At 53.0% G+C, this 11100-nt stretch carries 6 protein-coding genes; 5 read left to right on the top strand and 1 reads right to left on the bottom strand.

The annotated features are described in order from the left end of the window. Window positions 1-124 precede the first annotated feature (124 nt). Window positions 125-574, bottom strand: a complete 450-nt coding sequence (locus ACP5D4_RS18880) for an MgtC/SapB family protein (protein WP_428013165.1) — start codon at window positions 572-574, stop codon at window positions 125-127. Window positions 575-933: 359 nt separating this feature from the next. Between ACP5D4_RS18880 and ACP5D4_RS18885 the strand changes: the two genes are divergently transcribed. The 5 genes from ACP5D4_RS18885 (at window position 934) to ACP5D4_RS18905 (ending at window position 10854) form a co-directional block, all read left to right on the top strand. Next, entirely contained in the window at window positions 934-2229 is a 1296-nt protein-coding gene (locus ACP5D4_RS18885) for a glycosyltransferase (RefSeq protein ID WP_428013166.1), read from the top strand. 136 nt (window positions 2230-2365) lie between these two features. After that, window positions 2366-2878 (top strand): universal stress protein, encoded by a 513-nt coding sequence (locus ACP5D4_RS18890; protein ID WP_428013167.1) that lies wholly within the window; start codon window positions 2366-2368, stop codon window positions 2876-2878. A 289-nt stretch (window positions 2879-3167) separates the two neighbouring features. Beyond that, window positions 3168-5906, top strand: a complete 2739-nt coding sequence (locus ACP5D4_RS18895) for a cation-translocating P-type ATPase (RefSeq protein WP_428013168.1) — start codon at window positions 3168-3170, stop codon at window positions 5904-5906. 101 nt (window positions 5907-6007) lie between these two features. After that, window positions 6008-9712: a magnesium chelatase subunit H gene (gene bchH / locus ACP5D4_RS18900; RefSeq protein WP_428013169.1), complete on the top strand. Its 3705-nt coding sequence runs from the start codon at window positions 6008-6010 to the stop codon at window positions 9710-9712. 86 nt (window positions 9713-9798) lie between these two features. Next, the gene (locus tag ACP5D4_RS18905; protein WP_428013170.1) at window positions 9799-10854 is read left to right on the top strand and encodes a mannose-1-phosphate guanylyltransferase; all 1056 of its coding nucleotides are present in this window, start codon (window positions 9799-9801) and stop codon (window positions 10852-10854) included. The last annotated feature ends 246 nt before the right edge of the window (window positions 10855-11100 follow it).

The raw sequence follows: 11100 nt of genomic DNA on the forward strand, positions 1-11100 counted from the left end.
AAGTGCTGAAATCCCTCCGGGGAATCTCCGTCGCTTTAGCGCGGAGAGTAGTCAAATAAAAACAGAGTATGAGGGCGATCGATCCCCGTGCATCTCCATTTCGATCCCAATACCACAGATGTATCTACTTTCTCGTTTTCGCCCAGCGTTTTTCGAGTTTTCCCAACATTCGCAAAACCACCCAAGTCACCAGCGAACAGGAAAAACCGAGTCCCAACAAACCACTACCCACAATAATTCCCAAAGCAGCAGACATCCAAATCGCAGCGGCGGAAGTCAAACCGCGAACTTGAGGATTTTGGAAAATCGTACCCGCTCCGATAAAGCCGACACCAGAAACCACCCCAGAAACCGCTCGCATAAAGGCTTCGGGGTTTTCTTGAGCGATCCCCAATTGAATGGGAACGAGAACGATTAACGCCGAACCGAAGGCGACGAGCATATTCGTCCGCAACCCGGCGGCTTTTCGTTTGACTTCGCGTTCGATGCCGATAATCGCACCGATGGCGAGGGTTAATGCCAACCTGGCGACAACTTGCAGTTCGTCAGCGGGAGCGAGGGTACAACTTATCAATGGTTTATCGATTGAATGCAGCTACGTCCATTTTGGCAAAAAGAGATTTGAGAATTGCCACCTTCGACTCAGTCAAATAGGTCGAACTCGAATATCGAGTGTTCCCCGGAAGGAACGAAGAACTCGATCGCAAGTCTCCAGGGGACTTTACGCCAGTTCAACTCACAGCCTTAAACTCACCTTAACTTTTATGAATTAAGTCCAAAAACGCCCTCAAAAAACCCAAAAACCTAGAGAGACATCCCCAAGAGACATCGCAGCGGTCAAAAATTTCCATCGGACGATAGATGCGATCGATCCAGAAAATAGAAGACGATCGCAGTAGCGTCATCCGTTAGAATATTCAAGAGAGTTGTTGTATGAGTTACGCCACTGAGGGACATCGCGGTCACATCTCGCTGATATCCGTTCACGGCGATCCGGCGATTCCCATCGGGAAAGAAGAAGCCGGAGGTCAAAACGTTTACGTGCGCCGCGTCGGAGAAGGATTAGCGCGATTGGGTTGGCAAGTCGATATGTTTACCCGCCGCACCGATCCCAATCAAGATAGTATCGTTTATCACAACCCAGGCTGTCGCACCTTTCGCCTGAAAGCCGGACCCGAACGCTTCATCAACCGACAAGAACTGTTCGAGTGTCTGCCGGAATTTCTCCGAGAATTTTTACAGGTTCCGCGAACTGACGACACGCTACATCCGTTAATTCATACTAATTACTGGCTTTCCGGTTGGGTGGGTCGAGAAATTCGCAAACATCGCCCCGTTTCTTGGGTGCATACCTATCATTCTCTCGGGGCGGTGAAATACGATACCGTCGAATCGATTCCCGAGATTGCCAAAACCCGCTTGCAAATTGAAAAAGACTGTTTGGAAAAATCCGATTGCGCGATCTCGACCAGTCCTCAAGAACAGTCGGATCTCAGAGAATACGTTTCAGATAAAGGCAATATCGAAATCGTTCCCTGTGGTACTAATACCGACCATTTCGGAGAGGTCGATCGCCATACCGGCCGAACGCTCTTAGGCTTAGAACCCGAGGAAAAATTGGTCTTGTACGTGGGACGCTTCGACCCCCGCAAAGGCATCGAAACCCTCGTCAGAGCGATGGCTCAGCCGCAAGTCCGCGATCGCTTTTCGTTTCGCCTCGCCATCGCTGGCGGGAGTCGTCCCGGTCACAAAGACGGCGACGAACGGGAACGCATCGAAGCCATCGTCGATGAATTGAACCTGCGCGATCGAACCACCTTTACGGGACAGTTGAGCCGTACCGAACTCCCGAAATACTTCGCCGCCGCCGATGTCTGCGTGGTTCCCAGCCACTACGAACCCTTCGGCCTCGTCCCCATCGAAGCCATGGCCAGCCGTACCCCCGTCGTGGCCAGTGATGTGGGCGGTTTGAAGTTTACCGTCGTTCCCGAAGAAACCGGATTGCTGGTTCCGCCGAAAGATGTAGAAGGTTTCGCCGAGGCCATCGCGCGAATTTTAGAAAACCCCCAATGGCGCGATCGACTCGGAGAGTCCGGACGCCAGCGAGTCGAAGAACACTTCAGTTGGTCCAGCGTCGCCAGACAGCTCGATCGCGTCTACCAATCTCACCTCAACCAACTGTATCGCGACTTCTTCGCCAGCAGTTCCGCCGCTGAGATAAGGGGATGAAGGAAAGCCGTAGGGTGCCGTGATGCGGACAGAAAAATCCTCGCCTCCCACCCTTCCCTGACCTTCCCGCGTCACGCACCGCGCCCCACCGACCCATGAGGCGAAATCTTGACGTTACACACAAAAGGAGAGTTATATGAGTTTCGATCGAATCCTTGTCGCACTCAATCGATCGGCATTTGACAAAGCTGTGTTCGATCGCGCCTTGTCGATCGCCGTTCCGCACACCGCAGACGTGAAACTGGTTCATTTTCTCAACGAACCCGTCGTCACCCCGACGCCGACCCCCTTGGGAACGGGAATCGGGGCGGGCTGGTATTCCCCCGTCTCCACAGAACTGCCCCAAACCGAACACCCCGAATATCAAGACAAACTCAACGAAGCCAGATCCTGGCTGAAACGATACGAAGAAGAAGCCCGATTGCGAGGCGTCGAAGCCACCTGCGAGTCCAATATCGGCGAACCGGGGTTTTGGATTTGTCAACTGGCCGAAGAATGGAACGCCGACCTCGTCGTTGTGGGACGACGCGGCCGCGAAGGCTTGAGCGAAGCCGTCTTGGGCAGCGTCAGTAACTACGTCCTGCACAACGCCCCCTGTTCCGTGTTGACGGTGCAACTCCAAGCCCTCGACACCGAGGAGGAACGCTAGTGTCTTTCTTTCGTGGCTGCCTTGTTCGCAATGCGGCTGCGAAAGGCGAGACTCCCTCGGTTGAGAACCTCGCATGTTCCCCGACTCCACAAAAAAACGGCAGGATAAAGCCAGCCGATTCGTCTTTTAAATCGACTAGTTATAGTTTATTAATCACAAAGATAAATGTCAACTGAAAGATACAAAAATTAAAACAAAAAATCTGAGAAAAAAGCCAATTCTAAAATTAAATACAATAGAACCGAGAGAATAAAATAGAACCGTTCGCTTTGCCGTTTCAGAAAGTCATATGCCAGAAAGCCAAACGCCGATAAACAGCCAAAAAGCCAGCCTAAAACCCGTTTCCGAGGTGTTGTCAACATTATCCGTCGGGGTCGATCGCGGACTGAATTCTCGAGAAATCCGCAAACGTCAAAAACGCTACGGTTTAAACCGTCTCAAAGAAACCCAACGCCGCAGTACCCTAAACATATTTCTCGACCAATTCAAAAGCCCGATTATCGCCCTGCTCAGCATCGCGGCAATTTTATCGTTTTTATTCCAAGAATGGATCGAAGGCATTGCCATCGTCATCGCCATTATACTGAACGCATCCATCGGATTTTTCACCGAAATGCAGGCGGTCAAATCCATGGAATCCCTCAAACAACTCAGTAAAACCAAAGCCAAAGTTCGGCGGGACGGGGAGGTTTGCGAAATTGCAGCCGAAAACCTAGTTCCAGGGGATCTCGTCGTTCTCGAAAGCGGCGACATCGTATCAGCGGACTTGCGAATCCTCGAAGCCTCCAAAATGCAAATCGACGAATCCGCCCTAACCGGAGAATCCGTCCCCGTCAGCAAAACCGCCGAGACGTTAGACGAAGAAACCGACATCGCCGATCGCAAAAATATCCTATTTCGCGGAACCGCCCTCACGCGGGGGTCCGGAGAAGGGGTCGTCGTCGCCACAGGAACCGACACCGAACTCGGACGCATTTCCGAACTCACCGCCTCCGCCGAAGAAGAAATCACCCCCCTCGAAAAACGCCTCGACAAACTCGGTCGCAGCCTAATTTGGTTGACCCTGGCCATTTCCGCCCTCGTCGCCGCGGCCGGAATCATCGGCGGAAAAGACCTGTTGCTGACCATCGAAACCGCCATCGCCCTAGCGGTGGCCGCCGTTCCCGAAGGCTTACCCATCGTCGCCACCATCGCCCTCGCCCGAGGAATGTGGCGCATGGCCAAACGCAACGCCATTATCAACCGCCTCTCCGCCGTCGAAACCCTGGGGGCGACGAACATCATCTGTACCGACAAAACCGGAACCCTCACAGAAAACCGCATGACGGTGACGCAATTGGTTCTCGAGTCGGGAACCGTGGAACTGACGGGGGAAGGACTCTCCACAGAAGGGGAGTTCAAACGAGAGGGGGAACCGGAAGACCCCCGCCAGGAGGACGCCCTACGGCGACTGTTGGAAGTGGGGGTGTTGTGCAACAACGCCGCCTTAGCCGACAACCCGGACACCGACAAAAGTACCGCCATCGGCGACCCCATGGAAATCGCCCTACTGGTGGCGGGGGCGAAAGCCCAGTTGCGTCAAAATTCTCTGAGAGAGAAATATCCAGAAATCCGAGAAGTGGCCTTCGACAGCGAAAGCAAGATGATGGCGACGTTTCACGAAAGCGACGAGGGGTATTTCGTGGCGGTGAAAGGGGCGCCCGAGTCGGTGTTTTCCGTCTGTTCCCAGGTGATAACGCCAGAGGGGAGAGTCGAGTGGGACGACAAGCGACGCCAAGCCTGGGACGATCGATGTACGACAATGGCAAAAGAGGGATTGCGGTTGCTGGCCTTCGCCTGTAGAACCGCCGACGACGCGGAGGCGCATCCTTATGAAAACTTGACGTTATTGGGGGTTTGCGGACTCCTCGACCCGCCGCGTCAGGATGCGAAAATCGCCATCGAACACTGTCACGACGCGGGAATTCGCGTGATTATGGTGACGGGAGACCAACCCATTACCGCCCGTAACGTGGGGCTTGCGGTGGGGTTGACTACGGAACGGGAAACTGAGGCTAAACTCGGGAAAGAACTGCAACCGTTGGAACAGCTTTCGGATAAAGACCGCGATCGATTGTCTCAGATTCCCATTTTCGCCCGTGTCAGTCCCGAACAAAAACTGAATTTGATTGCGTTGCATCAACACAACAGCGACGTGGTGGCGATGACCGGGGACGGGGTCAACGACGCCCCCGCTTTGAAGAAAGCTGATATCGGCGTGGCTATGGGGAAACGGGGGACACAGGTGGCTTGCGAAGCGGCGGATATGGTGTTGCAAGATGACGCCTTCGCGACGATTATCGCCGCTGTGGAACAGGGACGGGCGATTTTCGGGAACATTCGCAAGTTTACGATTTACCTGCTGTCGGGAAATACTGGGGAAATTGTAGCGGTGGCGGTGGCGTCTTTGATTAACGCCCCGCTTCCTCTGTTACCGTTACAAATTCTGTTTCTCAATGCGGTGAACGATGTCTTTCCGGCGTTGGCGTTGGGGGTGGGGCGAGGAAGTCCCCATTTGATGGAGGAACCGCCGCGAGACAGCCGCGAACCGATTTTAGCGAAACGTCAGTGGCATTCGATCGTTGCTTACGGCGGTCTGATTGGATTTACGGTGTTGGGAGTGTTTTGGCTGTGTTTGGGACTGTTGAACTGGCCGCAAGAGTTGGCGGTGACGGTATCGTTTCTGAGTTTGGCCTTTGGGCGATTGTGGCACGTTTTTAATATGCGCGATCGAAACTCTCCGCTATTCCGTAACGAAATCGCCCAGAATCCCTATGTTTGGGGGGCGTTACTCGTTTCGACGGGACTGCTGCTGATGGCGGTGTACCTCCCCGGTTTGAATCAGGTGTTGAAAGTCGTCAATCCCGGCGTTGGAGGGTGGTTGTTGATTTTCGCGGCGAGTTTGTTTCCTCTGGTTGTGGGACAAATCGCCATCGAATTGCAAAAAGCCGGGTTTCAACGATGGTGGAAACAGCGGATGAGGGGATGAGGAGAGAAGTTTACCTGAACAGGTCGTCTCGTCTTTTCTAGCAATTCTCCTCGGCCAATCGTTAAAATCAAAGTGCTGAGAGCCGTTGTAGGCGTTGGGTTATGGCACGCATCGTTCTGATTGCTGGGTTTGAATCGTTCAACGCGGACTTGTATCGTCAAGCGGCGGAACTGGCTCGATCGAACTGTCCCGAACTTGAGATTATCACTTTTAGCGATCGAGACCTCACCCGTCAAAGCGATCGAATCGCCGCCGCCTTAGAGGGGGCTGATGTCTTCTTCGCCAGTCTCATCTTCGACTACGACAGCGTTCTCTGGTTGCGGGAGAGAGTGCAACAAATTCCCGTTCGTCTCGTCTTCGAGTCGGCGTTGGAATTGATGAGTTTGACGCGACTGGGGGCGTTCAGTATCGGCGAAAAACCCAAAGGAATGCCCAAACCCGTTCAATTTATCCTCAGTAAGTTTTCCAGCGGACGGGAAGAAGACAAACTCGCCGGATATCTCAGTTTTCTGAAAGTGGGACCGAAACTCCTCAAATTCGTTCCCGTTAAGAAGGTTCAAGACCTCCGCAACTGGCTGATTGTCTATAGCTATTGGAACGCTGGGGGAACGGAAAACGTCGCCGCCATGTTCTGGATTCTCGGGGAAAAATACCTCGGCTTGTCCGTCGGCGAAATTCCCGAACCCATCGAAACCCCCAATATGGGGCTGTTACATCCCGATTACGAGGGCTATTTCACTTCGCCAAATGCCTATTTACAGTGGTATCGATCGCGAATCGAAACGCAAACCCCCGTTATTGGCATTCTCCTCTATCGCAAGCACGTCGTCACCAAACAGCCTTATATTCCCAAACTGATTCGTTATTTTGAAAAGGCGGGACTGACGCCGCTTCCGATTTTCATCAACGGCGTCGAGGGTCACGTGGCAGTCCGAGATTGGATGACTTCCACCTACGAAACCCAGCAACGCCAGCGGGGAGAAAAGGCGTCGCTGTCCCTGTCGGAGGAGGCGGTAGCAGTGGATGCGATCGTTTCGACGATTGGATTTCCCCTCGTCGGCGGTCCGGCGGGGTCCATGGAAGCGGGGCGACAGGTGGAAGTGGCCAAACGCATTTTGTCGGCGAAAAACGTTCCTTATATTATTGCTGCACCGCTGTTAATTCAAGATATTTATTCGTGGACGCGACAGGGTATCGGCGGCTTGCAAAGTGTGGTTTTGTATGCTTTGCCGGAATTGGACGGGGCGATCGATACCGTTCCCCTCGGCGGTTTGGTGGGGGAAGAAATTTATTTGATTCCGGAACGGGTGCAGCGGCTTATCGGACGGCTGAAAAGTTGGATTGCGTTGCGAAATACACCCCCAGAACAGCGTAAAATTGCTGTGATTCTCTATGGTTTTCCGCCGGGATACGGGGCGGTGGGCACGGCGGCGTTGTTGAACGTGGGTCGATCGATCGTTCGGGTTCTCCAGGCGTTGAAAGAACAAGGCTACGACGTGGGAGAAATTCCCGAAGACGGCGAGGAATTGATTCGCCGGGTTAAGGAAGCTGACGAAGCCAATCCCCTCGAAAAAGAGATTACGACGGTGAACGCGAAAACCCTCGATCGATGGTTGGGGTATCTCCTGACGCACCGCATCGAAAAACAGTGGAAATCCCTCACCGGAACGGGAATCAAAACCTACAGCGACGAGTTGGCTATCGGCGGCGTGCAACTTGGAAATATCTGGATTGGCGTGCAACCGCCGTTAGGTTTATCTGGCGACCCCATGCGCTTGATGTTCGAGCGAGATATGACACCGCATCCGCAATATACAGCCTTTTATAAATGGCTGCAAAATAAATATCAACCCCATGCGATCGTTCACTTCGGCATGCACGGGACGGTCGAATGGTTGCCCGGTTCGCCCTTGGGAAATACGGGTTATTCTTGGTCTGATATTTTACTCGGAAATATTCCCAACCTCTATATTTACGCCGCCAACAACCCCTCAGAATCCATGTTAGCAAAACGTCGCGGCTACGGCGTCTTGATTTCCCACAACGTCCCGCCCTACGGTCGTGCTGGGCTGTATAAGGAACTGGCATCGCTGCGAGAGTTGATTGGAGAATACAGAGAAGACCCGCAGAAAAACGCGGCTTTAAAAGAAGTTATTTGTCAAAAAATTGTCGATAGCGGACTCAGTGCAGACTGTCCGTTAGAGGAAGCTCAAAAACTCGGCATTTCCTTTAATTTGGAAAATTCAAGACTGTTTAGCAACGAGGTTTTAAACCCCTATTTTAGCAAAATTTACGAGTATTTGCAAGTCGTCGAACAGCGTTTATTTTCCTCGGGGTTTCATGTTTTTGGAAAGGAACCGCAACCGGAAGATATCGAGTCTTATCTCAAAGCTTATTTTGAAGATAGACTGTCACCGGAGTTAATTTATGCCGTAGCGTATCATAATAAAACTTATTCAAATTCCGACTTAAACGGCAACTCTGAAGCGTTAAAAGAAGCCGAACAAATTCGAGACTTACTGTTACGAACCCCAGAAGAAATTACCAACCTACTGCGAGGATTGAACGGCGAATACGTTCCCCCCGCACCGGGGGGCGACTTACTGCGGGACGGAATCGGCGTATTACCGACCGGACGAAACATTCACGCCCTCGACCCCTATCGGATGCCCTCCCCAGCGGCGACCTTACGCGGTCGAGAAATTGCCCATAAACTCATTGACCAGCATCTCGAAGAACATGGGGAATATCCCGAAACCGTGGCGGTGATGTTGTGGGGATTAGATGCCATTAAAACCCGAGGGGAATCGATCGGCATCCTCTTGGAACTCGTCGGCGCAGAACCCGTGAAAGAGGGAACCGGGCGCATCGTCCGTTACCAGTTGAAACCTTTAGAAGAGGTGGGACATCCCCGCATCGACGTATTAGGGAACTTATCGGGGATTTTCCGCGATAGCTTCGCCAATATTATCGAGTTGTTGGACGATTTGTTTTTACGGGCGGCGCAAGCGGAGGAGGAGATTACCCAGAACTTCATCCGCAAACACGCTTTAGAATTGCAGCAACAGGGAATTGAGAATACCTCAGCGCGTCTGTTTTCCAACCCAGCCGGGGATTTCGGGTCGTTAGTGAACGATCGAATCGTCGATAGTAACTGGGAATCGGAGGAAGAGTTGGGGAATACCTGGCGCAGTCGCAACAGCTACAGCTACGGACGCCAGGACAAAGGACAAGCCCGTCCCGAAGTTCTCGACAGCCTGTTAAAGTCCACAGGGCGGGTGGTTCAGGAAATCGACTCAGTGGAATACGGCTTAACGGACATTCAGGAGTATTACGCCAACACAGGAGGATTGAAAAAAGCCGCCGAAATGAAGTCAGGGGGGAAGGTGACGACGAACGTCGTCGAGAGTTTTTCCAAAGACACCACCCCGCGCAAATTAGATGAAGTCTTGCGGTTGGAATATCGTTCCAAACTTCTCAACCCCAAATGGGCGAATGCTATGGCCGACCAGGGGTCTGGCGGGGCTTACGAGATTTCCCAACGGATGACGGCGTTAATGGGTTGGGCGGGAACGGCGGATTTCCGCGAAGGCTGGGTTTACGACCAAGCCTCCGATACCTATGCTTTGGATGCGGAGATGGCGGCGAAGTTACGCCAAGCCAATCCCGAGGCGTTTCGCAACATTGTCGGGCGGATGTTGGAAGCCCACGGCCGGGGTTTTTGGCATCCTGACGAAGAGAAATTAGAGAAATTACGGGAACTGTACGACCTTTCAGATGCTGAGATTGAGGGGGTTGAGGTTTAATCGAGAACCTCGATTTTCAACGATCGATCCCACGCCACAATGCCAAAATGGGTGCAACCTCAAAACCACGACTTCAAACACTCACTATGGTCTTTATTCCCGTCATCCTCGCCGGAGGAAAAGGCGAACGGTTCTGGCCCCTCAGCCGCATCCGACGCCCCAAACAATTCCTCAGTCTCGATGGTAGCGGAAACAGTCTCCTTCAAGCCACCGCCGATCGATTACTCCCCCTAGCCGGGGACTGGGAAAACCTCTGGGTTATCACCGCATCTCACCTCGTCGAGGGAATTCGCCAGCAACTCCCCCAACTCCCCGACGCCAACCTTCTCGTGGAACCGGAAGGCCGGGATACCGCCCCAGCAGTGGCCTGGACGACCCTAGAAATCGCCAAACGCTACAACACTGACGCTGTGGTGGGTTTCTTCCCCGCCGACCACGCCATCGCCGATGAAGCGGGCTTCCAATCCACCCTCAAAGCGGCCACGGAACTGGCGAAGACGGAAGACGCCATCGTCACTTTGGGCGTCAAACCCACCTATCCCTCTACGGGCTACGGTTACATCGAACAGGGAACGGAATACGGGGAAGTGTCCGGACTTTCCGCTTACCGCGTCGCCCGGTTTACGGAAAAACCCGACGAAGCGACGGCGAAGGATTTTCTCGCTTCGGGACGTTTTAGCTGGAACAGCGGAATTTTCGTGTTTCGGGCTGGCGTCACCCTCTCGGAACTGCAATCCTACGCCCCCACTTTGGTCTCTCGTTTGTCGGAAGAAGGGGTCGCCGCTTATCCCACGTTGGAGAAAATCAGTATCGACTATGCGTTGATGGAAAAAACCAAGCTGGCTTATGTTTTACCTGTGGATTTCGGCTGGGACGATTTGGGGGATTGGAACGCCCTGGAACGCCTCCACGAGGGGAACACCGCTAATGTGGAACAGGCCTGTCATGTGGGACGAGACACTCAGGGGTCGATTTTGTATAGCAGCGATGAGGAGGAACTCATCGTGACGATCGGTGTGGAGGATTTGGTGGTGGTTCGGGATGGGAAGGCGACGTTAATTGTTCATAAGTCTCGGACGCAGGAGATTAAGAAGGTTCTGGCCCAACTGAAGGAGAATCCTGAGTTTCGGCGGTTTTTGTAAGGTGGCGGGGGGTGTGTCGGCGATCGATCTCCCCCTCTGTCTGGTCGAGTTACCCCTTCTCTGTCGGCTAGACTGAGGGCATCTCTGACTGTTTTCCTCTAACGGTTTCCTCACTGTCGGGGCTTACACTCATTTTCCGTAAAGAACGATGGACATTTTGACAGACGGCGGCGATCTCATCCAAGATCGCGATTACCAGAAATTTTGGGTCTAAAGCCTCGCCCTTTCAGGGCGACTCTGCTATAA

The sequence above is a fragment of the Baaleninema sp. genome (assembly GCF_049974805.1).
Lineage (GTDB): Bacteria > Cyanobacteriota > Cyanobacteriia > Cyanobacteriales > Geitlerinemataceae > Baaleninema.

What these genes read in the sequence shown, in the direction of transcription:
- ACP5D4_RS18905 (WP_428013170.1), top strand. Translation starts at nt 9,799, where the DNA reads ATGGTCTTTATTCCCGTCATCCTCGCCGGAGGAAAAGGCGAACGGTTC.
- ACP5D4_RS18895 (WP_428013168.1), top strand. Translation starts at nt 3,168, where the DNA reads ATGCCAGAAAGCCAAACGCCGATAAACAGCCAAAAAGCCAGCCTAAAA.
- ACP5D4_RS18890 (WP_428013167.1), top strand. Translation starts at nt 2,366, where the DNA reads ATGAGTTTCGATCGAATCCTTGTCGCACTCAATCGATCGGCATTTGAC.
- ACP5D4_RS18885 (WP_428013166.1), top strand. Translation starts at nt 934, where the DNA reads ATGAGTTACGCCACTGAGGGACATCGCGGTCACATCTCGCTGATATCC.
- bchH (WP_428013169.1), top strand. Translation starts at nt 6,008, where the DNA reads ATGGCACGCATCGTTCTGATTGCTGGGTTTGAATCGTTCAACGCGGAC.